Annotated in this window: 16 protein-coding genes; 6 read left to right on the forward strand and 10 right to left on the reverse strand. The window is 67.9% G+C overall.

Annotated features, from left to right (window positions below):
- Positions 1-15: 15 nt before the first annotated feature.
- Complete coding sequence (locus tag ACX36O_RS12905; RefSeq protein WP_213362116.1) at positions 16-324, reverse strand: hypothetical protein; 309 nt, start codon at positions 322-324, stop codon at positions 16-18.
- A 279-nt stretch (positions 325-603) separates the two neighbouring features.
- On the opposite strand from ACX36O_RS12905, the gene egtD reads away from it, so the two are divergent.
- Positions 604-1581 carry an L-histidine N(alpha)-methyltransferase gene (egtD, locus tag ACX36O_RS12910; protein WP_371686780.1) on the forward strand — a complete coding sequence of 326 codons (978 nt, stop codon included), beginning with the start codon at positions 604-606 and terminating at the stop codon, positions 1579-1581.
- A complete protein-coding gene (gene egtB / locus ACX36O_RS12915) occupies positions 1541-2809 on the forward strand; it encodes an ergothioneine biosynthesis protein EgtB (RefSeq protein WP_371686779.1) in 1269 nt (422 codons plus the stop codon). The genes egtD and egtB overlap by 41 nt, the downstream gene beginning before the upstream one ends.
- Positions 2810-2831: 22 nt before the next feature.
- On the opposite strand, the gene ACX36O_RS12920 is transcribed toward egtB, so the two are convergent.
- The 6 genes from ACX36O_RS12920 to glnE form a co-directional block, all read right to left on the reverse strand.
- A complete protein-coding gene (locus tag ACX36O_RS12920; protein ID WP_213362119.1) occupies positions 2832-3182 on the reverse strand; it encodes a DUF3147 family protein in 351 nt (116 codons plus the stop codon).
- 10 nt (positions 3183-3192) lie between these two features.
- A complete protein-coding gene (locus tag ACX36O_RS12925) occupies positions 3193-6435 on the reverse strand; it encodes an efflux RND transporter permease subunit (RefSeq protein ID WP_488359864.1) in 3243 nt (1080 codons plus the stop codon).
- Between the two features lie 19 nt (positions 6436-6454).
- Positions 6455-7636, reverse strand: a complete 1182-nt coding sequence (locus ACX36O_RS12930) for an efflux RND transporter periplasmic adaptor subunit (RefSeq protein ID WP_488359865.1) — start codon at positions 7634-7636, stop codon at positions 6455-6457.
- Positions 7633-9150, reverse strand: coding sequence for an efflux transporter outer membrane subunit (locus ACX36O_RS12935; protein WP_488359866.1), 1518 nt, complete (start codon positions 9148-9150; stop codon positions 7633-7635). The genes ACX36O_RS12930 and ACX36O_RS12935 overlap by 4 nt, the downstream gene beginning before the upstream one ends.
- Positions 9147-9839 carry a CerR family C-terminal domain-containing protein gene (locus ACX36O_RS12940; RefSeq protein WP_488359867.1) on the reverse strand — a complete coding sequence of 231 codons (693 nt, stop codon included), beginning with the start codon at positions 9837-9839 and terminating at the stop codon, positions 9147-9149. Before ACX36O_RS12940 ends, ACX36O_RS12935 begins: the two co-directional genes overlap by 4 nt.
- A gap of 95 nt (positions 9840-9934) precedes the next feature.
- Positions 9935-12796, reverse strand: coding sequence for a bifunctional [glutamate--ammonia ligase]-adenylyl-L-tyrosine phosphorylase/[glutamate--ammonia-ligase] adenylyltransferase (gene glnE, locus ACX36O_RS12945; RefSeq protein WP_488359868.1), 2862 nt, complete (start codon positions 12794-12796; stop codon positions 9935-9937).
- Positions 12797-12823: 27 nt separating this feature from the next.
- Here glnE and ACX36O_RS12950 point away from each other — a divergent pair, with 27 nt between their 5' ends.
- Positions 12824-17326 carry a YhdP family protein gene (locus tag ACX36O_RS12950; protein WP_488359869.1) on the forward strand — a complete coding sequence of 1501 codons (4503 nt, stop codon included), beginning with the start codon at positions 12824-12826 and terminating at the stop codon, positions 17324-17326.
- Here the strand turns inward: ACX36O_RS12950 and ACX36O_RS12955 are convergent.
- The gene (locus ACX36O_RS12955) at positions 17319-18758 is read right to left on the reverse strand and encodes an FAD-binding oxidoreductase (protein ID WP_371698707.1); all 1440 of its coding nucleotides are present in this window, start codon (positions 18756-18758) and stop codon (positions 17319-17321) included. The genes ACX36O_RS12950 and ACX36O_RS12955 overlap by 8 nt on opposite strands.
- A gap of 291 nt (positions 18759-19049) precedes the next feature.
- Between ACX36O_RS12955 and ACX36O_RS12960 the strand changes: the two genes are divergently transcribed.
- Positions 19050-19892 carry a ferritin-like domain-containing protein gene (locus ACX36O_RS12960; RefSeq protein ID WP_213362127.1) on the forward strand — a complete coding sequence of 281 codons (843 nt, stop codon included), beginning with the start codon at positions 19050-19052 and terminating at the stop codon, positions 19890-19892.
- A 142-nt stretch (positions 19893-20034) separates the two neighbouring features.
- Here the strand turns inward: ACX36O_RS12960 and ACX36O_RS12965 are convergent, their stop codons facing one another.
- Positions 20035-20535: a flavodoxin family protein gene (locus ACX36O_RS12965; RefSeq protein WP_213362780.1), complete on the reverse strand. Its 501-nt coding sequence runs from the start codon at positions 20533-20535 to the stop codon at positions 20035-20037.
- A gap of 57 nt (positions 20536-20592) precedes the next feature.
- Complete coding sequence (locus ACX36O_RS12970; RefSeq protein WP_213362128.1) at positions 20593-20787, reverse strand: oxidoreductase-like domain-containing protein; 195 nt, start codon at positions 20785-20787, stop codon at positions 20593-20595.
- 145 nt (positions 20788-20932) lie between these two features.
- Here ACX36O_RS12970 and mltA point away from each other — a divergent pair, with 145 nt between their 5' ends.
- Both mltA and ACX36O_RS12980 read left to right on the forward strand, forming a co-directional pair.
- Positions 20933-22063 carry a murein transglycosylase A gene (gene mltA / locus ACX36O_RS12975; protein ID WP_213362129.1) on the forward strand — a complete coding sequence of 377 codons (1131 nt, stop codon included), beginning with the start codon at positions 20933-20935 and terminating at the stop codon, positions 22061-22063.
- 193 nt (positions 22064-22256) lie between these two features.
- Positions 22257-25913 (forward strand): indolepyruvate ferredoxin oxidoreductase family protein, encoded by a 3657-nt coding sequence (locus tag ACX36O_RS12980; RefSeq protein WP_488359870.1) that lies wholly within the window; start codon positions 22257-22259, stop codon positions 25911-25913.
- The last annotated feature ends 20 nt before the right edge of the window (positions 25914-25933 follow it).

The following is a 25933-nucleotide window of genomic DNA, read 5'->3' on the forward strand; positions in this document are numbered from 1 at the left end:
TTGCACGCCGCTCGCTCAGGCAATCATCCAGTAGATCAGCACCAGCGAGGAGGCCAGCAGGGCCGCATGGCCGATGGCGAGCAGGCCGGCCAGAAGTTCGCGGTCGGCACGCAGGCGACCCCGGTTCTGCCAGCTGTAGGCCAGCGCGAGCCCGGAGCCGATCGGAATGCTCATCAGCGCCAGCTGGGTACTGGCAAAGAACAGGGCATCGATGAACTGGCTTTCGCCGAAAAGGCCGAAAGTCAGCACGAGGACGACGAACACCAGCACCGGTGCGGCACAGGCGACAAGGAAGGCAACAGGTTTTTTCGAAAGCGTGCGCATGAGACAGGGAAAGCCCGCAGGTGGCGGCGCAACCGGCATCAGGACATTCTGATACAAGTTTGCCACACGGGATGGAGTATGCCCTGTTTCTGCGTCGGCAGCGACTTCATCGCCTCCTGCGTTGCGGCGGGATCTGCTGCAGCTGGATGCCGGCGATCTGCGGGTCCGCCTGCAGTGCCATCCAGGTGGCTGCCATGGCGGCATGCGGCCCAGTCCCACACAGCCCTGTCACCGCGGCGGGGTAGCATGCCCCATGACCCCACCCCGCAGGAGGCCCGCTTGACTACCGCCCTGTACACCATTGCCCCCGCTCCCGCCCCCACTGCGCAACCGCTGCAGGACGAGCGCACGCGCATCGCCGCCCACCTGATGGAGCGCCAGGCCAGCATCTCGCCGCGCTATCTGTACGACGCATTGGGCTGCCACCTGTTCGATGCCATCACGGAGCTGGACGAGTACTACCCCACACGCACCGAGCGCGCCATTGCCGAGCAGCATCGCGTGCCCATTGCCGATTTTCTCACCGACCATGCCGGACCGCAGGCGCCGCTGGTGGATCTGGGCGCTGGCAGCTGCAGCAAGGCGCCGTTCTGGTTCGGGCCGCTGGGCTGCACCGAATATGTGGCCGTCGATCTGGCGCGCGAACACGTGGAGCGTGCCCTGCTGGGGCTGCGCACACGCCATCCCGGGGTGCGCATGCAGTGCGTGGCGCTGGATCTGGTCTGGCAGCTGCCAAGGCTGGCCTCGCATATCGCACGCCCGGCAGTGCTGTTCTATCCGGGCTCGAGCATCGGCAACTTCGAGCCGGAACAGGCGCTGCGCCTGCTGCGCGAAATGCACGCCGTGGCACGGGGCGGCGCGCTGCTGATCGGGGTGGATCTGTGGAAATCGCCGGCAGAGCTGCAAGCCGCCTACGACGACGCCACCGGCGTGACGGCCGCCTTCAACCGCAACGTGCTGCGTCATGTGAACCGGCTGATCGGAGCGGACTTCGACCCGCGCCAGTGGCAGCACATCGCCCATGTGGACAGCGAGCGCCAGCGCGTGGAAATGCGGCTGGCCGCCATCGGTGCGCAGACCGTGCACTGGCCCGGCGGCGAGCGCCGTTTTGCCGATGCCGAGTACATCCACACCGAAAACTCCTACAAATGGACGCGGGACGGTTTTGCCGACTGCCTGCAGCAGGCCGGCTGGCAGGCCCCGCGCTCCTGGACCGATGAGCATGCCCGCTTCGCCCTCTTTGCCGCCGCGGCCTGAACCCGGCCTGCTGCCCTTTGCCGCCCCCGCCGATCTGGCAGAGCGTTTTGCCGCAACGCGCGCCGCAACGCTGCGGCTGATCGCGCCCCTGAGCGAGGAAGACTGCCAGGTGCAGAGCATGGACGATGCCAGTCCGGCCAAATGGCATCTGGCGCATACCACCTGGCTGTTCGAGACCTTTGTGCTGGAGGCCTTCGAGCCCGGCTTCATGCCCTTCGATGCGGACTACCGCATGCTGTTCAACAGCTACTACCACGCGATCGGGCCGCAGCATGCGCGGCCGCGGCGCGGACTGGTCACGCGGCCCTCGCTGCGGGAGGTGCTGCGCTATCGCGCCGAAGTGGAGACGCGCGTGCTGCGCCTGCTGGAGCGCTCCGATGGGCCGCCGCAGCTGAGCCAGTTGGTGTGGCTGGGCGTGCAGCACGAGCAGCAGCACCAGGAGTTGATGCTGACCGATATCCTGCATCTGCTGTCCTGCCATCCCTGCCCGACGCAGGCCGTGTATGCGCCCGATGCGCCGCAGCCGGCGCTGGCGGATCCGGCGCTTCGCGCGGATCTGGCGTTTGAAGGCGGGCTGGTCCGGATCGGCCATGCAGGCGATGGCTTTGCCTTCGACAACGAAAGCCCGGTGCACAAGGTGTGGCTAGAGCCGTTTGTGCTGCGCAACCAGCTTGTTTCGGAAACCGAATGGCTGGAGTTTGTGCTGGATGGCGGCTACCGGCAGGTGCGCTGGTGGCTGAGTGCGGGCTGGGACTGGGTGCAGCGGCTGGGCATCGCGGCGCCGGCCTACTGGCAACAGCGGGAAGATGGTGCGTGGGTGCGGTTTTCGCTGCGGGGCGAAGTCCCGTTATCGGAGCAGGCACCGGTCGTGCATGTCAGCCTGTACGAAGCTGCGGCCTATGCGGCTTGGCACGCCCACCGCACCACGGAGCCGTGGCGGCTGCCGACCGAGGCGGAATGGGAACACGCGGTGCTGGCCCGGCCGGACGCATTGCAGCAAGTGGACGATGCAGCGTGGCAGTGGACACAAAGTGCCTACCTGCCCTATCCCGGCTTTCGGCCGTGGGACGGGCCGGTGCAGGAGTACAACGGCAAGTTCATGGCGGAACAGATGGTGCTGCGCGGCGGGTCGTGCGCGACTCCGGCTGGGCATGCGCGGGTCAGCTACCGGAATTTTTTTCCGGCGGGGGCACGGTGGCAGTTTTCGGGTCTGCGGCTGGCCCGCTGATGGAATGACTGCTCCGGTCCGATCAGAGCATGATCCCCAAGCGCGGCAGCAACCACACCATCAGCGCATACGCCAGCGCCGTCGCCACGCACGACAGCAGCAACGCCGGCCAGAACCCCCAGCCGCTGCGCAGCAGCCAGGGCAGCAGCACGAACAGCAGCAGCGAGGGAATCACCAGCCAGAAGATGCTCCCTGCAGTGGCTGCCACTTTTTCCGTATCACCGGTATCCAGGTAGAGCCAGACGAAGGCCAGCAGCGAGGTGAGCGGCAGCGAAGCCAGCGCCGCCGCCCAGAAGCTGCTGCGCTTGCCGAGTTCTGCGATGGCCACGATCAGCACGGCCGACAGCAGCGCCTTGAAGGTCAAGGTCCACATGATGGCGGGCTCACCGGACAGGCGGCTGGCCACTGTCTCGGGGAGGATCACTCGCCGAAGCAGGAGCGGCAGCGGCCGCAATGGGAGCGCGTGCAGCCCCGCTCCAGTCCCCAGCCGCAGTCGCCTCCTGCGGCGTGGTCTGCTTGCGCACTGCTTCGCGCAGCCCCAGGCGCCGCATCATCCACAGCTTGAGGTCATCCACATAGGTGAACAGCGCCGGCACCACCAGCAGGCTCAGCAGCGTGGAGGTGAGCAGGCCGCCGATCACGGTGATGGCCATGGGCGAGTTGAAGCTGGGGTCGCCCTTGCTCATGCCCAGCGCCAGCGGCAGCATGCCCGCGCCCATGGCGATGGTGGTCATCACGATCGGGCGGCTGCGCTTGTGGCAGGCGTCGATCAGGGCATTGGTGCGGCTCTTGCCCGCTTCACGCGCCAGGATGGCGTAATCCACCAGCAGGATCGAGTTCTTGGTGACAATGCCCATCAGCATGATCAGGCCGATCATGCTGGGCATGGACAGGGCCTTGCCGGTGATCAGCAGCGCGACGAAGGCCCCGCCGATGGCCATGGGCAATGCCCCCAGGATGGTGCCCGGCTGCATGAAGTCGTGGAACAGCAGCACCAGCACGCCGTAGATGCACAGCACGCCAATCAGCATGGCGATGCCGAAGCTGTTGAACAGGTCCTGCATTTCCTGTGCGTCGCCGAGTTCGGCAATGCGCACGCCGGGCGGCAGCTGGCGGAAGGCGGGCAGGGCGCGCGCCTCCTCGTTCACCTCGCCCAAGGTGCGGCTGCCCAGCTCCACTTCCAGCCGCACGCTGCGGCTGCGGTTGATGCGGTTGATGACGGAAGGCCCGCTTTCCAGGCTGACGCTGGCCACGTTCACCAGCGGGATCATGCCGGCGCGGCTGGGCACCAGCAGCTGCTCGATGTCGGCCACGCTGGTGCGTGCTTCATCCGGCAGCTTGACGCGGATCGGCACCTGGCGGTCGGCCAGATTCATCTTGGGCAATTGCTGATCGTAGTCGCCAGCCGTGGCCACGCGCACAGTCTGAGCAATGGCGGCGGTGGACACGCCCAGATCCGCCGCACGGGCAAAGTCGGGCCGGATGATGAGCTCGGGCTGCACCAGCGCGGCGCTGGAACTGACCCCGCCCACGCCTTCCAGCGTGCGCAGCTGGCGCTCGGCCTCGCGCGCGGCCTGCGTCAGCACCACCGGATCATCGCCCAGCAACACCAGTTCCATCTTGCTGCCCATGTCGCCGCTGCCCACCTGGAAGCGTGCGCCGGGAATTCTGTCGAGCACGTCGCGGATCTGGCCGTCGATGTCGGCCAGGCTGGCGCTGCGCGCGTCGCGGTGCACCAGGTTGAGCGTGAGCACCGCACGGTGCACCTCGGCCGCCGCACCGGGCTTGAAGCCGTCGCCGCTGGAGCCACCGCCCACGGAGGAGTACACGCTCACCACGTTCGGGTTGCGCGCCAGCTGCACACGCGCCGTCTCTGCCACGCTGCGCGTCTGCGCCAGCGTGCTGCCCGGCGGCAGCTCGATGGTGATCTGCGTCTGGCCGCGGTCGGCCGGCGGCACGAAACCGGTGGGCAGCAGCGGCACCAGCATCAGCGAACCCACAAAGAAGCCGATGGCCGCGAGGATGGTGACCAGGCGGTGGCGCAGGCACCACTGCATCAGCCGCATGTAGAAGCGCATCACCGGGCCGTCGTGCGACTGGTCGGGCGGCACGTCGCCGTGCTCCTCCACCACGCGCGCACCCTTGTGCGGCTTGAGCAGGTAGGCCGCCATCATCGGCGTGAGCAGGCGCGCCACCGCGAGGGAGGCCAGAATCGCCAGCACCGCCGTCCAGCCGAACTGTTTGAAGAACATGCCCGAAATGCCGCTCATGAAGGCAGTGGGCAGGAACACCGACACCAGCGCGAAGGTGGTGGCGATCACCGCCATGCCGATCTCGTCGGCCGCCTCCAGCGCCGCCTGGAACGGCGTCTTGCCCATGGCCAGGTGGCGCGAGATGTTCTCGATCTCGACGATGGCGTCATCCACCAGCACGCCGACCACCAGCGCCAGCGCCAGCAGCGTCACGCCGTTGAGCGTATAGCCGAAATAGGCCAGCCCCAGATAAGTGGGGATGATGGACAGCGGCAGCGCCGTGGCCGCCACGATGGTGGCACGCCAGTCGCGCAGAAACAGCCACACCACCAGCACCGCCAGGATGGCGCCCTCGTACAGCAGATGCATGCTGCCATCGAAGTTCTCTTCGACCGGGGTGGCGTTGTCGATCACGCGCGTGATGAGCACATCGGGGTTCTGCTGCTGCAGCTCCTGCATGGCCTTGCCGATGTCGCGCGACACGTCCACCTCGCTCGCACCCTTGGAGCGGAAAATCTCGACCGCCACCACCGGCTTGCCGTTGACCAGCGCCTCGGCGCGCGGCTCGGCCACGGTATCGCGCACCTCGGCCACATCGCCCAGACGCGCCGTGCCACCGCTGGCAAGCGGAATCTGCAGCTGGGCCAGCTCTTCGGCGCTGCGTGCCGAGGCCACGGTGCGCACGCTCTGCTCGCCCTCGCCCACTTCGGCGCGTCCGCTGGGCGCATCCTGCTGCACCAGGCCAATCTGGCGCGACACGTCAGCCGCCGTCACGCCCAGCGCCTGCATGCGCTCGGGCTGCAGCATCACCTGCACCTCGCGCGTGACGCCGCCCACGCGCTTGACCGCGCCCACGCCCTTGATGTTGAGCAGGCGCTTGTTGAGCGTGTTGTCCACATACCAGCTCAGCTGCTGCACATCCCAGCCGGTGCCGGGCTTGAGCTGCACCGCATGCACTTCCACCACGCGACCAGCCGTGGGCAGCTTGGCGATGATGGGCTCGCGCACATCGGCCGGCAAGTCGGAGCGGATCTGCGAGACGGCATCACGCACCTCGGTCACGGCATCGGTGATGTTCTTCTCGAGCTGGAATTCCACCGTGGTGGTGGCCACGCCATCGAGCACCGTGGTGTACATGTTCTTGATGCCCGACACCGTGGCGACCGAGTTCTCGACCTTGCGCGCGACTTCGGTCTCGAGCTGGGCCGGCGCGGTGCCGGGCTGCGCCACCGTGACGGTGACGATGGGCAGCTGGATGTCCGGAAAATCCTGCACGATGGTGTTCTTGAACGCCAGCAGGCCCGCCAGGGTCAGCAGCGCAAACAGCAGGATGGCCGGAATCGGGTTGCGGATGGAATAGGCGGAGACGTTCACGATGGGTCTGCCTTGCGGGTCAGGGCTGGCTGGCAGCGGATGCAGGCGCCGAGGCGGCCGATGCGGCCACCGCCGGCGCGCGGGTCACGCGCACGATGTCGCCATCGTTGAGGAAGCCGGCCCCGGCGCGCACCAGCGGCATTTCGCCGTCCACGCCTTCGAGCACCTGCACCAGTTCGCCCTGGCGCGCGCCCAGCGTCACCTTGCGCTGCAGCACCCTGCCCTGGGGCGAGACGGCAAACACGTAGTTGAAGCCGTCGCGCGAGACCACGGCGGTCTGCGGCACCAGCCAGCCATCCGCCTCGCCAAGGATGAACTGGCCGCTGGCATACATGCCTGCCTTCAGGCCGCCGTTGTCGGTGCCACCGGGCAGGTCTACATACACCAGCGCCACGCGCTTGGCCGGATCCAGCGTGGGTGCGATGCTGCGTACAGTGCCTTCCACCGAAGTGCCGGCGTTGCTGGTGACCAGTGCACGCTGGCCGCTGCGGATGCGGGCCAGATCCTGGCCGACCACCTCGGCCCGCCACTCCAGCCGGCCCTGGCGCACAAGGCGGAACAGTTCGGTGCCGGCGGGCACCACGGCGCCCACGGTGGCGCTGCGCGAGGAGATCACGCCGCTGTCCGGCGCCAGCACGCGCGTGAAACCCTGGCGCAGCTGTTGCGAGGAGAGCGCGGCGCGGGCGGCCTGCACGCGGGCCGCGGTGGCCTTTTCCGCGGTGCGGAACTGGTTGATCTGCTGCGTGCTGAGGGCGCCGGTGCCGGCAATGCTGCGTGCGCGTACGGCGTTGGAGCGCGCATCGGCTGCCTGCGCCTCGGCCTCGAGCAGGGCGGCCCGCGCCTGCAGCACGTCGGCATTGACGGTATCGGCAGCGAAGACGGCCAGCACCTGCCCCTTCTTCACCCAGTCACCCACGTTGGCACGCAATTCGGCCAGGCGCAGTCCGTTGCTCTGCGAGCCGACAATCGCCTCCTGCCAGGCAGTGATGTTGCCGCTCGCACCCAGCGTGAGCGGCACGCTGCCGCGCGTGGCATGCACCACTTCCACCGTCAGCGCCGGCTTGCCGGCCGGGGCTGATCCCCCCACCGCGCTGGCAGCAGGTGCGCTGGCCGGTACCGAGCTGCGCTGCAGCATCCAGTAGCCTCCGCCCAGCACCAGGGCGGCAGCGGCGGCGAGGCCGATCAGGGTATTGCGTTTCATGGCTGGACTGCGATTTCGGATTGGGGGGTGGAGGCTGCCGTGCGGGCGGCACGCGCCGCCTCGCCACTGCGAACCAGGGTCTTGTCGGCATCGGTCGGGTTGGCTGCCGGTTCCCAGCCGCCTCCCAGTGCACGGTAGAGCGCCACCCAGGCTGCCTGCGTCTCGCGCTGCAGCGTAGCCTGGCTCATGCGCGCCGCCAGCAGGCTGCGACGGGCGTCTTCCAGTTCGAGCATGCTGCCCATGCCGGCCTTGTACTTGGCATTGGCGGCGACAAATGCCTTGTTGAAGCCGGCCACGGCGGCGGCCGTCTGGCTGCTGCGCTGCTGCGCGGCATGCAGGTCGGACAGCGCGGTTTCCACTTCGCGCACAGCATTGCGCACCGTGGCGCGGTACTGGCTGGCAGCGGCTTCGTACTGGGCCTTGGCCGCTTCCACATTGGCCCGGCGGCGCCCTCCGTCGAACAGCGGGATGGTGAGCGAGAGCGGGCCGATGCTCCAGGTGGTGGCACTCAGGTCGAACTGCGGCGCATCGAGCCGGGTGCGGAAGATATTGCCGCTCAGACCCAGGCGGGGGTAGCGCTGGGCATCGGCCTGGCCGACATCGCCGCTGGCCGCCGCCACGGCCATGGCGGCGGCATAGACATCGGGGCGCTGCGCCAGCATGGCGGCGGGCACGCTGTCCAGCGACAGGCCGGGCGCCTTGCCCGGGCTGCCCGCTGCCAGGCGACGGCGCAGCGTGTCCTCATCCAGTGCCGTGAGCGCCACCAGCGCCTTCACGGCGGCCGTGCACTGGGCCTCGATCTGGGTGCGCTGTGCCTGCGACTGCGCCGCGCCAGCCTGTGCCAGCGCGTGGGTGGCGGGCGCGGTGAAGCCGGCCTTGCTCATCTGGCCGGTCAGGCGCGCCGTTTCCGTACGCGAGATGGCGTCCGCCCCGGCAATGTCGAGCGAGCTGCGGCAGCTGCGCAGCCCGAAATACTGGTTGGCCACATCGGCCGCGAGCGAAACGCGCGCCTCGTGCCATTGCGCCTGCGCGCCCTGCAGCCGCGCCTGCGCCGCACGGTTGCCGTGGCGCAGGCCGCCGAACAGGTCCAGTTCCCACTGTGCCTGCAATCCGGCCTGGCCGGTGTTGACCACCGTGCCCTCCAGGCCGGGTTGCGTGGAAGTGCCACGCTGCACCCCTGCCTGCGCATCCAGATTCGGCAGCATGGCCGCCTGCGCGCCAACAGCGCCGGCCCGGGCCTGGGCTATCTTCGCCGCAGCGCCGGCCAGCGTCGGACTGGCCTGCTGCGCGGCATCGATCAGATCCACCAGCAGCGGATCGTTCCAGCGCTGCCACCAGCCCAGCAGTTGCTGCACATTGCCGCCATGCGGCAGCACGGCCACGCCGGCCACTTGCGGCGCGCGCCATTGCGCGGGCGCAGTAGCCTCGGCCTGTTCCGGCGGCGCGCTGGCGCAGCCCGCCAGCACGGCGGCCACGGACAGCGCGGCCAGGGTTCGGAATTGCAGGGATGTCATGAAGTTGCTCCGGAAACGGGAGAAGGCAGGCCGCGCGCACGGGCCTCGCTGTCGATCAGGGCCAGCGCGTAACGCACCAGCTTGTCCACTGCGCGTGCCACCGGGCTGGGCCCTTGCTGCAGCGCGGGGCAGATGGTCTGCACCATGTCCTGCACTGCCAGCAGGTGGATCGGCATGCCGCACATGGCAAGCGTCAGGCGCTGCAGGTCTTCATCCACCTGCGCCAGCCCCAGGTGGCGGCCCACCAGATCCCACAAGGCGTGGTAGATGGGGCGCAGGCTGTGCTCGATTTCGTGCTGCCACAGGCCGGTCGGGTCCAGCATTTCGCGCATATGCAGGCGCAGGCAGTGGCGCATCGCCTCGCCCTGCTCCAGCGGCGCCAGCAGGCCACTAAAGAAGCGGTGCAGCGCCTGCTCCAGACTCAGGCCGGGGTGGTTCCAGTCATCGATCTGCGCCTGCACATTGTGGCCCGACATGGGCTCGAGAAAGGCGCAGCGGTACAGACCCTGCTTGTCGCCGAAGTAGTAGCTGATGGCAGAGATGTTGGCGCCAGCGGCTTGGGCAATGGCGCGGGTGGAGGTACGGGCAAAGCCCTGCTCGGAAAACAGGCGCAGCGCCTCGGCCAGCAGGCGCTCGCGGGCCAGCTGGCCATCGCTGCGGGCCGGGCGGGCTGGCTCGTCGGATGGCATTGGAGTTGTCTGGGTGGCCATACGGCCGGATTACAGCACGAAATCAATCGTTTGATTGAAATCCCTGCTGGCGAGTCGGAAACGTCATGTAACCGTCACCACGGTGCGCCAAACACCTGCTGCCACAGCGCCCGGCCGGCGTCGGCCTGGGATTGCAGCATGTCCTCCGGGAACACGGTGGATTCCTCGTCCAGCCGCGCGCGGTGCTGCATGCGGCGCAGCTCGCGGTAGGCGGCAGCGGCGGCGTGACCGACCTGGCCGGGCAGGATGCCCAGGTCGTCGGCCCGCTCCAGCAGCGCGATATTGCCACGGTTCTCGATCATGGCCGGGTGCTCGCGGCTGTGCAGCAGCACCAGGTACTGGGTGACGAATTCCACGTCGATCATGCCGCCATGGCTGTGCTTGAGCTCGAACACGCCGGGCTCTGCCGGGTGCGCCTGGCCCATGCGGCGGCGCATGGCGATGATCTCGTCGGCCAGTGCCGCCGGATCGCGTTCGGCCGTGAGCACGGCGCTGCGGATGCGCTCGAAGTGCGCGCGCAGGCGGGCGCTGCCAAAACAGCAACGCGCCCGCGTCATGGCCTGATGCTCCCACACCCAGGCGGTGTTGCTGCCACGCTGCAGCTGGTAGGCCTCGAAGGCATCCAGCGTGATGCTGAGCAGGCCCGAGTTGCCATTGGGCCGCAATTCGGTGTCGATTTCGTACAGGTCGCCCTCGCCGGTCTTGACGGTCAGCCAGGAGATCAGCTTGCGCACCAGGCCGGCATAGACCTCGCCGGCGCGTTCGCAGTCGTCTTCGTAGACGAACACCAGGTCCAGATCGCTGCCGTAGCCCAGTTCCAGCCCGCCCAGCTTGCCATAGGCGATGATGGCGAAGCGGTCGGCAATGTCGGCATCGTCCGGGCCGCTCCAGCCCAGCTTGCGGGCGCGCGGCAGGTAGCGCTGCCAGCACCAGCGCGTGGCGATGGCGAGCACGGCATCGGCCAGTGCGCTCAGGTCGTCGGCCACCTGCTCCACCGTGAGGCGGCCGTCCAGGTCGCGCGCCAGCGTGCGGAAGGTTTCGGCGTGCATGGCGCGGCGCAGCAGGTTGAGCAGCGATTCCTCGTCGTCTTCGCCGGTGGACTGCAGCGATTCGATGCGGCGGCGCAGGTCATCCTGGAAATCGGCGGCGCTGAAGCGCTCTTCCAGCATGGCATTGCTGGTCAGCTCGTCGATCACCGCCGGATGCTGGATCAGGTAGCGCGCCGGCCACTTGGCCACGCCGAGCAGGCGCAGCAGGCGTTCGTGCACGGCCGGGCGCTCCAGCAGCATGGCCAGATAGCTCTCGCGCCGCAACAGCGTCTCGATCCAGTCGATGAAGCGCAGCACGCCCTCGGTGGTCACGCCCTGCTGCGGGCCATCCTCGTGCAGCCACTGCACGGTGCGCTGCATCAGGCGCATCAGGCGCGCACGGGCCTCCAGCCGCAGTGCCTGCACGCGGGTGTGCTCGCGCCATTGCTCCACGCGTTGCGCCAGCACCGGCGTGGCGGCCAGCAGCGCGGTCAGCTCGCCGATGTCATCGGCCGAGCGGGCGATGTCGCTGCCGTTCTTCTGGCAGGTTTTGCATTCGCCGCTGTCGCCGCCCAGCAGCGCGTCGAACTCGCGCGCCACCAGTTCGCGGTGGCGCATCAGCTCCTGCAGGAAGGGGCAGGCGCTCTCGTAGCCCATGGTGTGGGCAATCCATTCCAGATCGTCCTCGTTGGTGGGCAGCAGGTGCGTCTGCTGGTCGTCCAGATACTGGATGCGGTGCTCGACGCGGCGCAGGAAGATGTAGGCTTCGGCCAGTTCGGCGGCGATTTCGGGCGTCATCAGCCCGGCGTGGCTCACCCGTTCCAGCGCCTCCAGCGTGGGGCGCGTGCGCAGCTCGGGAAACTGGCCGCCGCGCACCACCTGCAGCAGCTGCACGGTGAATTCGATCTCGCGGATGCCGCCGCGCGAGAGTTTCACGTCATTGGCGCGCTCGGGCCGTCCGGCGCTGCGCTTGGCCGCATGGTCGCGGATCTGGCGGTGCAGCACACGCAGCGATTCGAACACGTTGTAGTCGAGATAGCGGCGGAACACGAAGGGCAGCACCACGTTGCGCAGCGCCTGGCCGGCGCCGTCCTCGATGCTGGCACGCGGCGCCACGCAGCGGCTTTTCATCCAGGCAAAGCGCTCCCATTCGCGGCCCTGCACCATCAGGTACTCTTCCAGCGCATCGAGCGAGGACACGGTGGGGCCCGAATTGCCATTGGGGCGCAGCGCCAGATCGACGCGGAACACGAAGCCGTGCTCGGTGGTCTCGCCCACCAGCGCGTAGATGATCTTGACCGCGCGCGTGAAATATTCCTGGAAGCTGGTGCGGCCGGCGCCGCTGGGCCGGCCATCGGGCCCGGGGCGGCCACCGGTTTCGCCATCGCACTCGTAGATGTAGATCAGGTCGATGTCGCTGGAGACGTTGAGCTCGCGCGCGCCCAGCTTGCCCATGCCCATGATCCACAGCTTGCAGCGGCTGCCGTCCGGCTTGAGCGGGGCGCCGAAGCGGGCATCGAGCTGCTCGAAGGCTTCCATGCAGGCGATGTCCAGCGCGATTTCGGCCAGCCAGGTCACGCTCAGGGCAATGTCGGGCATGGGGGCGCCGGCGTCGCAGTCGAGCACGGCCAGGCGCTCCATGACCAGCTGGCGCAGCATGCGCAGGGCGCCGCCCACGTCCAGCCCGCGTTCGCGCAGGGTCCGGTAGCAGGCGCGCATGCCGTCGCGGTCCGGCAGGCCGGGAGCGAGCAGCGGCAGCTCCTTCCCGTAGCGGCGGTGCAGGCGCTGGATGAAGCGTGAATGCAGCGCACGGCTGGCGGTAACAGGGTGCACCACGCCTGGACTGCCTGCCGGTGCCGGTGATAATGTGCTGTGCGGCGTGTGCAGGGGATTGCTCTGGTTGTTCATGCCCGTTTTTTTCTCGTTGCGGAGCCCATGCAGGAAGTCGCCTCGCCCCCCAGTCCTCCCAAGCGCCGCCGGCTGGCCTGGCTCCGGCGCGCCTTGCGCTGGCTGTGGCTGACGGCGGCCTTGCTGCTGGGGCTGTTCGGCCTGCTTGCAGTGGTGCTGCAATATGCCATTCTGCCGCACATCGACAGTTTCCGCCCGCGCATCGAACAAGCCGCCAGCCAGGCGCTCGGCAAGCCGGTGCGCATCGGCCGCATCGTGGTGCTGCAGCAGGGCTGGGAGCCCACCATCGCCATGGAGCAGCTCACGGTCGAGGACGGCAACGGCCGCCATGGCCTGCGCGTGCAGAGCGTGCAGGCGGTGGTCTCGCTGCAGGCTGCGCTGCTGCGCTCGGGCTTCGAGCGGCTGCAGGTGTTCACGCCCGAACTGGAGGCGCGCCGCAACCCCGACGGCACGGTAGACGTGGCCGGCGTGCGACTGGCACAGGGCAAGGGCGGCGATTCCGGCCCGGCGCTGAACTGGCTGCTGTCCCAGCCCGAGCTGGCCATTCACAACGGCAGCATCCGCTGGACCGACGACCAGCGCCAGCAGCCCCCGCTGCTGCTCTCGAAGGTGGAGGCCAGCCTGACCAACGCCGGCACCTCGCATTCGCTGCAGATCAGCGCCACGCCGCCGCAGGGCTGGGGCCAGCCCATCCTGTTCATCAGCGACTGGTCGCACCCGCTGTTCGGCGACCGCACACTGTGGCGCAACTGGAATGGCGTGGCTTATGCCGACATGCCCGAGCTGGACGTGTCGCAGCTGCGCCGCTACATGGAGATAGGCCACAACGTGGATCTGCGCAAGGGCCACGGCCGCATGCGCGTGTGGGCCGACTTCAAGGAAATGCGCAGCAGCACCGCCACCGTCGACGCCCAGCTCGACGAGGTGGACATGACGCTGGGCCAGGGCCTGCCGCCGCTGGCACTCAAGAACATCCGCAGCATGTTCAGCGTGCAGTTTGCCTCGGACGAGAAGCCGTCCGAAGAAAAGAATCCACCGGGTGCCCCGGCCAATTCCACCTATACCTTCAACACGCAGGAACTGGCCTTCACCACGCTCAGCAACCGCCAGTGGTCCGGCGGCAACGTGCGGGTGGAAATGAAGAACGGTACCCAGCGCCCCGACAGCAGCGGCCTGGTGCAGGGCGACAACTGGGATCTCGGCATCATCTTCGAACTCGCGGGTAGCCTGCCGCTGGGCGAGGCCATGCTGGAAGCGCTGGAAACCTACCAGCCCGGCGGCCATCTGGACGACATCACCCTCACCTGGAAAGGCAACATCAACCAGCCGTCGGCCTACAGCGCCAAGGGCTCGGCCAGACAGATCGGCTGGCTCTCGCGCCAGGGACCTTTCAACCGCAAGAAGGACCGCTTCGAGCCTGGCACGCCGGGCGTCGAAGGCGCCGCGGTGGATTTCGACCTGACCGAGCGCGGCGGCCGCATGGACATCGCCATGCGCAAGGGCAATGTGGTGCTGCCCGGCGTGTTCGAGGAGCCACGCGTGCCGTTCGACCGCTTCGATGCCAAGGTGCTGTGGGAGATCGACGGCGACGCCATCAAGGCCACGCTGCCGGAGGTGCGCTTTGCCAATGCCGATGCCAAAGGCTCGCTCAAGGCAGAGTGGCGCACGCGCGAACTGGTGGGCGACGAGCCGGCCGCCAACCGTTTTCCCGGCTTGCTCGATCTGAGCGCCACCATGGAAAGCGCCCGCGCCGAGCGCGTCCACCGCTACCTGCCGCTGTCGCTGGGCAAGATGGCGCGCGAGTATGTGCAGCTGGCCGTGCGTGACGGCGACATCCGCAATGCGAAGGTCACCATCAAGGGTGATCTCGACCATATTCCCAACAAGCGCGACAAGGACGGCAAGCCGGTGCCCAGCGTGTTCCGCTTCGAGGTGCCGCTGGTCAACGCCAATTACCAGTTCCTGCCGCCGAAGCTGCAAAAGCCGGGCGATCTGCCCTGGCCGGCGCTCACGCACCTGAATGGCAAGCTCATCATCGACCACAACCGGCTGGAGATCGTCGATGCCAAGGCACGCTTCAGCACTGCGCCGGATCTGGTGGTGCACGAGCTGGCCGCCACCGTGCCCGATCTGGCGCACGACCTGACCGTGGGCGTGGCCGCACGCGCCTCCGGTCCGCTCTCGCAGGCACTGCATCTGGCCAACACCTCGCCGCTTACCGTCATCGCCAACCACGCGCTGGAAAAGGCCACGGCCACCGGCAATACCGACCTGACCATTGCGCTGGGCCTGCCCATCAACCACATGGACAACGCCAAGGTGGAAGGCCAGGTGGTGCTCAAAAGCAATGACCTGCGCATCACGCCCGAAACCCCGCTGCTGGCGGGCAGCACCGGCGCGGTCGCCTTCACCGAAAAGGGCTTCGAGCTGCGCCAGGTGCGCACGCGCATGCTGGGCGGCAGCGCCACGCTGGCCGGCGGCCTGAAATCCGCCACGCGCCCGGGCGAAAAGCGCCAGATCGTGTTCAACGCCGAGGGCGACTTCAGCGCCGAGGGCCTGCGCCAGGAGCGCATGGTCAGCTTCGTGGCGCCGCTGGCCGGCTATATGCAGGGGCGCAGCCGTTACAAGGCCAGGCTGCAGTTCGACCGCGGCGCGCCCGAACTCACCATCGACACCGACCTGAACGGCATGGCGCTGAACCTGCCGGCGCCGCTGTCCAAGCCGGCAGCCGGCAGCCTGCCGCTGCACATCGAAAACACGGTGGTCAGCAACTACACCGACCGCAACGGCAAGCTGATGCCGGCCGAAGACCGGCTGCTGGTGCGCGCCGGCCAGCAGGTGTCGGTGCACTATGTGCGCGACGTGCGCGGCAAGGAGCCGCGCGTGCTGCGCGGCAGTATCGCCATCGGCGAGCGCGCGCACGAGAACCTGCCACCCCTGCCCGAGAGCGACGTGCACGCGCTGGTGCTGCTGGATGCGGTGGACGTGGACGCCTGGCAGCAGGTGCTGCAGCGCATCTCCGCCGCGCCTGCGCTGGCCGGCAGCCGCCAGGACAGCGGCAGCGGCGACGACCTGAGCTACCTGCCCAGCGTGCTCGCCATCCAGACCACCTCGCTCAAGATTGCCGACCGCAAACTGGAAAACCTGGTGATCGGTGGCTCGCGCGAGGGCCGCCTCTGGCGCTTCACGCTCGATTCGCGCCAGATCAACGGCTATATCGAATACCTGCAGCCACGCGGCAACAACATGGGCAGCGTCAAGGCGCGGCTGGCGCGCCTGATCATCGAGCCGGCCCAGGTGGAAGACGTGAAGGAAATCGTGCGCAAGACCGAGGATCCGGAACGCCTGCCGGCGCTGGACATCGAGGCCACCAACGTCGACGTGCTGGGCTACAAGCTCGACAAGCTGGTGCTGCTGGCCAGCAACTCCGCCACTCCCATGGTGGCCGATGCCCCGCTGGTGGATGAACCGGAAGACGCCAGCACCGGCTGGCGCATCCACCAGCTCACCGCCACCGTGCCCGACAGCGTGCTGCATGGCAGCGGCGTCTGGGGCCAGCCGCGCAACGCCCGCCTGCCCGACGGCACCCCGGCGCGCCGCTTCGTGGCCCTGAACGTGCGGCTGGAGACCACCAATCTCGGCAACATGCTCGACCATTTCGGCGCGAAGGATCTGGTGGCCGGCGGCGCGGGCGTGCTGGCCGGCACCATCCGCTGGCGCGGCTCGCCCATCTCGATCGACATGGCCACGCTGGACGGCACCGTGCGCATGGACGTGCGCAACGGCCGTGTCACCAAGGTCGACCCGGGCGCGGCACGGCTGATCAGCCTGTTCAGCCTGCAGGCGCTGTCCAAGCTGGGCGCCAACCCCGGCCGGGGCTTTGCCTTCGACCGTGTCGGCGGCATGCTGCGTATCAACAACGGCATCGTGACGACGGACGATACCGAAGTCATCGGCACCACCATGGCCGATGTGAAGGTCAACGGCCAAGTCTCGCTGCTGGAACAGACGCTGAACCTCGACGTGCTGGTGCAGCCCAAGATCGACCTGGGCGGCGCGGCGCTGATTGCTGCGGCGGTGAATCCGGCCATCGGCCTGGGCACCTATTTTGCACAGCTGCTGCTGAGCGAATCGATCAATTCGGCCGCGACGCAGGTGCTGCACATCAGCGGGCCGTGGAACGAGCCGGTGGTCGACACGCTCAAGGGCGAAGCGGCCAGCGAAGCCGCGCGCCGCATCCTGGTCAGCCACTCCACGCCACGCCCGGTGGACCCGCTGTGGGACTGGTGGCCGGTTACCGGCAGCAGCCTGATGTGGGACTGGTGGCCCGTGACCGGCCAGGGCAGCAACTACTTCGGCGCCTACCCCGTGCCGCCCACGGCACCGGTGCGCGACCTGCCGGCCGATGCGCCTGAAGCGGCGCCCCCCGCAGAACCCGCCACGCCGGCCGTGCCGGAAGCTCCCACCCCTCCCGCGCCAGCGGCAGCCACCCTGCCTGCAACCCGCCCCGAGGCCGAGCCCGTCAACTGAAAATCTTGCCCGGATTCAGGATGTTGTGCGGATCAAGCGCCTGCTTGATGGCACGCATCATGGCAATCGCGCCCTCGCCCGCCTCGTCGCGCAGAAAGCCCATCTTGTGCAGGCCGATGCCATGCTCGCCGGTGCAGGTCCCGCCCATGGCAATGGCACGGCTCACCAGCGCATGGTTGAGCTGCTCGGCGCGGGCGCACTCGTCGGCATCCTCGGGATCGACCAGATAGCCGAAATGGAAATTGCCGTCGCCCACATGGCCGACCAGAAAGAACGGGATGCCCGAAGCCACAGTTTCTTCCGCCGACACCAGCAGGCAATCGGCCAGGCGGCTGATCGGCACGCAGGTGTCGGTGCTGATGGCGCGGCAGCCGGGGCGCGAAGCCAGCGCGGCGAACAGCGCGTTGTGGCGCGCCGTCCAGAGGCGGGTGCGCTCCTCGGGCGTTACCGCCCACTGAAAATCGGCGCCGCCGTTGTCGCTGGCAATCTCCTGCACGGTGGCGGCCTGTTCCTCCACGCCGGCGGGCGAGCCGTGGAATTCCATCAGCAGCATGGGCGACTCGGGCAGATCCATCTTGCTGTAGGCGTTGACCATGCGTACCGAGTTGGCGTCGATCAACTCGCAGCGCGCAATCGGCACTCCGAGCTGGATGATCTGGATCACCGTCTGCACCGCCTCGGCAATGCCGGGGAACATGCAGGTGGCGGCCGACACTGCCTCGGGCAGCGGATGCACGCGCAGGGTGATCTCGGTCATCACGCCCAGCGTGCCCTCGCTGCCCACCATCAGGCGCGTCAGGTCGTAGCCGGCGCTGCTCTTGCGCGCGCGCGTGCCGGTGCGGATCACTTCGCCGGAACTGGTCACCACCTCGAGCGCCAGCACGTTCTCGCGCATGGTGCCGTAACGCACGGCGTTGGTGCCGCTGGCGCGGGTGGCGCACATGCCGCCGATGCTGGCATCGGCACCCGGGTCGATCGGGAAGAACAGGCCGTCGTGGCGCAGCGCCTCGTTCATCTGCTTGCGCGTCACGCCGGGCTGCACGGTCACGGTCAGGTCTTCGGCATTGACGGCCACGATCTGGTTCATGCGGTTCAGATCCAGGCTGATGCCGCCCTGCACCGCCAGCAGGTGGCCTTCGAGCGAGGAGCCGGCACCGAAGGGGATTACCGGCACGCGGTAATGCGTGGCCAGCTTCAGCAGATCGGCCACGTCCTCGCTGCCTTCGGCAAACACCACGGCATCGGGCGGCGGCACGTTGTAGACCGATTCGTCGCGGCCATGCTGTTCGCGCAGCGCCAGCGAGGTAGCCAGCTGCGCACCGAAGCGCTGCTGCAGCGCCTGCAGCAGTTCGGCCGGCAGCGGACGCGGCTGCAGGTGGGCACTCAGATCGTGGGCATGGGGCCGGGTGGCGGCTTCGGCGCTGGCAGGCATGGCGGAACTCCGTGAGGCGGAAAAAGCCCCATTGTGGCATTGCGGGCCTGCCCGTGCAGGCAGACACCCTGTCCCGGCCGCACACAGCTTCTGTTGTCCCCGCGCACCTGGCCGGCCCGAATTCGGCACGCCGTCCCTCCGGCGTGCGCGCCATGGACACATTTGCATACCACTGTTGCCCCTGCAGCAGGCCACCTTTAGGCAAAATGGGCGACAGGGAATCACCAGCGGCGCCCCGCACAAGGACGGGCGCGCCGGCCGGCTCCGGCCATTGACGAAAAGAACAACAGCATGCAATCCTCCCCCACCTCTTCCGCAAGCACGGCGCCCGCTCCGGTGCGCTGGCACATCAGCGAGATCGACTTCAGCCGCATCGACATCCCGCGCATCCGCCACAATGGCGACCTGTTCTACCTGGTAACCAGCGCGTCCTTCATCGAAACCGGCTCGGACATGTACACGCGCAACCTGGTGCGCCACTACAGCGCCTATCCCGAGGTGGCCGAATGGCTGCAGCAGCGCTGGGAGCCGGAAGAACTGCAGCACGGGCTGGCGCTGCGCACCTACGTGGAAACGGTCTGGCCCGAATTCGACTGGCAGACCGCCTTCGACGCCTTCTTCACCGAATACGGCGCCCTGTGCACCGACGAGGAACTGGAGGAAGACCGCACGCTGGAACTGGTGGCGCGCTGCGTGGTCGAGACCGGCACCACCACCTATTACGAAACGCTGCGCAATCTCGCCACCGAACCGGTGCTGGCCGACCTGGCCAACCGCATCCGCACCGACGAGGTGCAGCACTACAAGTACTTCTTCCAGTATTTCCGCGAGCTGCAGGCCAGCCAGAAGCTCAGCCGCGCACGCATCGCCAGCGTGCTCTACAAGCGCCTGGCCGAGATGCGCGAAAGCGATTCGGACGTGGCGCTGCGCCATGTCTGGCAGCACCGCCCGCCGCTGTTCCGCGAAGACAGCTTCGAGCAGCAAAGCCAGCGCACCTACCAACTGGTGAGCAGCAGCCTGCCGATCGAGCAGGTGATCCGCATGCTGCTCAAGCCCATGGACCTGCCGAAACGGGTGGAAAAATGGGTGCAGCCGCCGTTGCAGAAATTGGGGCGCAGGCTGCTGTCGGCGTAACACCGCAGGGCAGCGCCAAGCCGCTGGTGCGTGCGGGGCAAGCGCTCGATTGCTCGTGAAGTTGGTCAGCGGCGCGCCTGCCGCGCAAGGACGAGCAGTTGATGCATTGCCTGCCTGCTACGCGCGTGCGGCATGTGCGCGCCTAGAAGACTCCCATCGCCAGGCCCCCCGCCATGGCCTCGCCCAGAGCACGACACTGCTCCTGATCCTCTGCGCCAATCGTCTTGGGCGCCAGAATCGCCTCCGGCGTCTGCGCCTGGGTGCAGACGATCAGCGGCTCGGCCACTTCCTTCAGCCGCCAGCCGGTGGCAATGCGGGCAATCTGGCGTGCGGCATTCTGGCCGTCGCTGCCGGCGCAGATCAGGCTGGCATAGGGCCGGCCGTTGATGCGGTCGAGTGCGCCGTAGTAGCTGCGATCGAAAAAGTCCTTGAGCAGGCCGCTCATGGCGCCCAGGTTTTCGGGGGTGGCAAACACATAGCCATCGGCCGCCAGCACCTCTTCCGGCCCGGCCTCACCGGCGTGCAGCAGGCGCACCTCCACGCTGCCATCCGCCTGCGCACCGGCGCGCGCCGCCTCGGCCATCTGGAGCGTGCCGTTGGTGAGAGAGTGGTAGACGATCAGCAGGGTCTTGCGCGGTTCCATGGGGGCAGCATAGCGCAAGCCCCCTATCCGTGCCAGCTGTCCGGCCAACCGGGTGGATCAGGCTTCAGGTGCCTCGGGATGCCGCGCCTTCCATGCGCGCATCGCCTGCCGATAGGCATCCATCTCCAGATCATAGGTATCGAAGATGCAGGGATCGCAGCCGTTGCCGCAGCAGGCATCCAGATCCGGCTGCACCGGCGGTTGCGGCATGGGATCCAAGGGATCGGCATCGTGGGGAAGCGTCGTGCTCATGGAAGAAATTATCCGACAAGCGGCATTCCCGCATCGCCGGTGTTGCTGCACTACCCTTGCCTCTGCCTCTGCCTTCATTAGCGTTACATCCTGTTAAGGGCCTACCCTGCCAAAAAAGCAGGCAAGCTTCGCTACAGTAGAGCCCATGCCGAACACCGCCATCTTCCCCCGCCTGTCCGACATCCGATTCCCGCTGCGCCTGCTGGCTGCCACCGGGATCGCCACCGCCCTGTTCATGGCCGGCTGCTCCACCAAGCCGCCCGCCGCGCCCGGCATCAGCGGCACGCCCATCACCCAGGCCAAGAGCCGCTGGGTGCCGGTGGCATGGAACACCGTGCCTGGCTTTGCCAGCGATCCGGTCGGCGAGGCCTGGAGCGCCTGGATGCGCAGCTGCGCCAAGCCCGGCCCGGTGTTCGCCCGCGTCTGCAACGATGCGCGCCGCATGAGCAACGCCAGCGATGCCGACAAGCGCGCCTGGATGATGCAGCGCCTGCAGCCCTACCGGGTGGAAAGCCACGGCGGTGACGCCAGCGGCCTGCTCACCGGCTACTACGAACCGGTGATGCGCGCCAGCCGCAGCCCGAATGGCAGCTTCCGCGTGCCGCTGTATGGCGTGCCGGCCAGCGGCGCGCCGCGCAGCCCCTGGTTCACACGTCAGCAGATCGACACCGCCCCGGCCGCCCAGTCCGAACTGCGCGGTCGCGAGATCGTCTACATGGCCGATCCGGTCGACGCCATGATCCTGCACGTGCAGGGCTCCGGCCGCATGCAGGTGCGCGAGCGCGACGGCAGCGAGCGCGCCGTGCGCCTGGCCTTTGCCGGCACCAACCAGCAGCCCTTCCGCAGCCCCTCCGCCTGGGTGGTGTCGCAGGGCGGGCGTGGCGGCAGCTGGGATGCCATCAGGCAATGGGCGGCGCAGAATCCCGGCCGGGTCAACGAGATGCTGTGGAGCAACCCGCGCTACGTGTTCTTCCGCGAGGAAGCCATCTCCAGCGCAGACACCAACGCCGGCCCGCGCGGCGCCCAGGGCGTGCCGCTCACACCGGGCCGCTCGATTGCGGTCGACCGCGAGAGCATTCCCTACGGCACCCCAGTGTGGCTCTCCACCACAGGCCCCGCCGCCAACCTCAACCGCATGGTGGTGGCGCAGGATACCGGCACCGCCATCCGCGGCGCCGTGCGCGCCGATTATTTCGCCGGCTGGAGCCAGGAAGCCGCCGATCTGGCGCACCGCATGAAGCAGCCGCTCAACCTCTGGGTGCTGTGGCCGCGCTGATCGCACCGATCGGGGCAATCCCCCTGCCGGCAGCACGTTTTTAGCGTTTCTCCCCGTGTCCGGGATCTTTCTTCAGCCTTACACTCCGGGCTGAGTCGTGCCGCGCCACAAGTGCGGCCCGTCCCTGCAATCCAAAGACACAACACGCACAGGAAAAGCCTACCCGGCCCATCCTGCAAGGAGACAACGCGATATGAACGCCCCCCTGGATCCGGGCGCCGCAGCACGCCTGCGCCACGCCATTGATACGGTTTCCCTCGACGACAAATACGCCCTGGACAAGGGCCACGCCTTCATGAGTGGCGTGCAAGCCCTGGTACGCCTGCCGATGCTGCAGCAGCAGCGCGACCAGCTCGCCGGCAAGCACACGGCCGGCTTCATCAGCGGTTACCGCGGCTCGCCTCTCGGCGGCTATGACCAGATGCTGCAGGCCGCCAGCAAGCACCTCGCCAAGCACGACATCGTGTTCCAGCCCGGCGTGAACGAGGAACTCGGCGCCACCGCCGTCTGGGGCACGCAGATGCTGGGCTATGCGCCCAAGGAAGAGCAGAAGTTCGACGGCGTGTTCGGCATCTGGTATGGCAAGGGCCCAGGCGTGGACCGCAGCGTGGACGTGTTCAAGCACGCCAACATGGCCGGCACCACTCCCTGGGGCGGCGTGATCGCCATCGCCGGCGACGACCACATCAGCAAGAGCAGCACCGCCGCGCACCAGAGCGACCACATCTTCAAGGCCTGCGGCTTTCCGGTGTTCTTCCCTTCGAGCGTGCAGGAAATCCTCGACCTCGGCATCCACGCCTTCGCCATGAGCCGTTTCGCCGGCGTCTGGACCGGCATGAAGACGATCCAGGAAGTGGTCGAATCCAGCGCCAGCGTCGAGATCGACCCCGGGCGCGTGAAGGTGGTGATCCCCGATTTCGAGATGCCGCCCGGCGGCGTGCATATTCGCTGGCCCGATCCCCCGCTGGAGCAGGAGGCGCGCCTGTTCAACACCAAGTGGTATGCCGCGCTGGCCTACATCCGCGCCAACAGGCTGAATCACAACGTCATCGAAGGGCCGAACGACCGCCTGGGCATCATCTCCAGCGGCAAGGCCTACAACGACCTGCGCCAGGCGCTGCAGGATCTGGGGCTGGACGAGGACACCTGCCGCCGCATCGGCGTGCGCGTGCACAAGGTGGGCGTGGTGTGGCCGCTGGAGGCGCACATCACGCGTGACTTTGCCACCGGGCTGGACGAGATCCTGGTAGTGGAAGAAAAGCGCCAGCTGATCGAATACCAGATCAAGGAGCAGCTCTACAACTGGCGTGAAGATGTGCGTCCCAACGTGCTCGGCCAGTTCGACGAGATGGAAGGCGACATGAGCGGCGGCGAGTGGAGCATGCCCAACCCGTCCGACCACATCCTGCTGCGCGCCACGGCCGACCTGAACCCGGCCATCATCGCGCGTGCCGTCGCGGGGCGCCTGATCAAGATGGGCGTGCCGGCCGATGTGCAGGCGCGCATGCAGGCACAGTTGGCGATTCTGGATGCGCAGGAAGCCGCGCTCAAGACCATCCACGTCGAAGGCGGCGACCGCACACCCTGGTTCTGCTCCGGCTGCCCTCACAACACCAGCACGCGCCTGCCCGAGGGTTCGCGCGGCATGGCCGGCATCGGCTGCCACTACATGGTCAACTGGATGGACCGCGAGCACTTCGGCTTCACCCAGATGGGCGGCGAAGGCGTGCCCTGGGTCGGCCAGGCGCCGTTCACCAACGAGAAGCACCTGTTCACCAACCTGGGGGACGGCACCTACTTCCACAGCGGCCTGCTGGCGATCCGCCAGAGCATCGCTGCGGGCGTCAACATCACCTACAAGATCCTCTACAACGACGCTGTCGCCATGACCGGCGGCCAGCGCGTGGGCGAGCGCCCGGAGGGCCACACCGTGCTGCAGATCGCCAACAGCGTGGTCAGCGAAGGCGTGAGCAAGCTGGTTATCGTGAGCGACCAGCCCGAGAAATACCAGGGCGTGACCCTGCCCGGCGGCGCGCGCGTGTACCACCGCGACGATCTGGACGAAGTGCAGCGCGAACTGCGCGAAACGCCCGGCACCACGGTGATGATCTACGACCAGACCTGCGCCACCGAAAAGCGCCGCCGCCGCAAGCGCGGCCTGCTGGAGGATCCGGCCAAGCGCGTGGTGATCAACGAAGCCGTTTGCGAAGGCTGTGGCGACTGCGGCGTACAGAGCAACTGCCTGAGCGTGGAGCCGCTGGAAACCGAATTCGGCCGCAAGCGCACCATCAACCAGAGCACCTGCAACAAGGACTACTCCTGCGTGAAGGGCTTCTGCCCGAGCTTTGTCACGGTCGAGGGCGGCCAGTTGCGCAAGGCGCCGGCCACCAGTGCTGCAGCGCCCGAACGTGACCTGTCGGCCTTTGCCAATCTGCCCGAGCCGGTGCTGCCCGTGCTGCGTGCTGCACAGGGCGAACAGCCGGCCGATGTCTGGGGCACGGTGGTGGCCGGCGTCGGCGGCACCGGCGTCATCACCATCGGCCAGCTGCTCGGCGTGGCCGCGCATCTGGAAGGCAAGGGCATCGTCACACAGGATGCCGCCGGCCTGGCCCAGAAAGGCGGCGCTACCTGGAGCCATGTGCTGATCGGTGCCAATCAGGACGCCATCCGCACCACGCGCGTCAGTCTGGCCGGTGCCGACCTGATCCTCGGCTGCGATCCGCTGGTGGCCGCGCACCAGGAAACCACGGCGCGCATGCGCCAGGGCCGCACCCATGTGGCACTCAACAGCAGCGCCAGCCCCACGGCGGCGTTTGTGAAGAACACGCAGTGGCAAAACCCGGCACAGGCCTGCGCCAGCGCCGTGGCCGATGTGGTCGGCACCGAACATCTCGGCCTGTTCGACGCCGAAGCCATGGCACGCGAACTGCTGGGCGACACCCTGTTCGTCAACCCCATGATCCTGGGCTACGCCTGGCAGAAGGGCTGGGTGCCGCTCTCCGAGGCCGCGCTGCTGCGCGCCATGGAGCTGAACAACGTGCAGGTGGAAAAGAACAAGCAGGCCTTCCTCTGGGGCCGCCGCGCTGCACACGACTATGCTGCCGTGCAGAAGCTGCTGGCGCCGAGCCAGGTCATCGCCTTCCGCAAGCCGGAGGCCCTGGCCGACGTGGTCAAGCGCCGCGTGGAGTTCCTTACCGACTACCAGAACGCCGCCTACGCCCGCGAGTACAGCGACTTTGTCGACCGCGTGGCTGCCGCCGAAGCCGCCCTGCCGGCCCTGCCCAGCGGCAAGCCGCGCACCAGCATCGCGCTGGCCGTGGCGCACAACCTGTTCAAGCTGATGGCCTACAAGGACGAGTACGAGGTGGCGCGCCTGTTCAGCAACGGCGATTTCGAGAAGAAGATCGCCGACATGTTCGAAGGCGACTACACCATCCACTACCACCTGGCCCCGCCCAGCTCGGCCAAGACCAACGCCAAGGGCGAACTGCTCAAGCGCGAGTACGGTCCGCGCATGATGCAGCTGTTCCGCTTCCTGGCCAAATTCAAGGGCCTGCGCGGTGGTGCGCTCGACGTGTTCGGCCGCCATCCCGAGCGCGTCACCGAGCGTGCCCTGATCCGGGACTATCGCGCCCTGATCGAGCAGGCCTTGCAGCGCCTCACGCCGGATACGCACAAGCTGATCCTGCAGATCGCCCAGGTGCCCGACAGCATCCGCGGCTTTGGCCATGTGAAGGAACGCAACCTGGCGGCGGCGCGCACGCGCTGGCAGGATCTGCGCGAGCAACTGGAGGCACCCGCACCAGCACCGGCCGAAGCTGTGCCGCCACCTGCAGTGCGCGTGGCCTGAACCCCACGGCCTCCCTGTGG

This window comes from Brachymonas sp. KE5 (assembly GCF_057773645.1).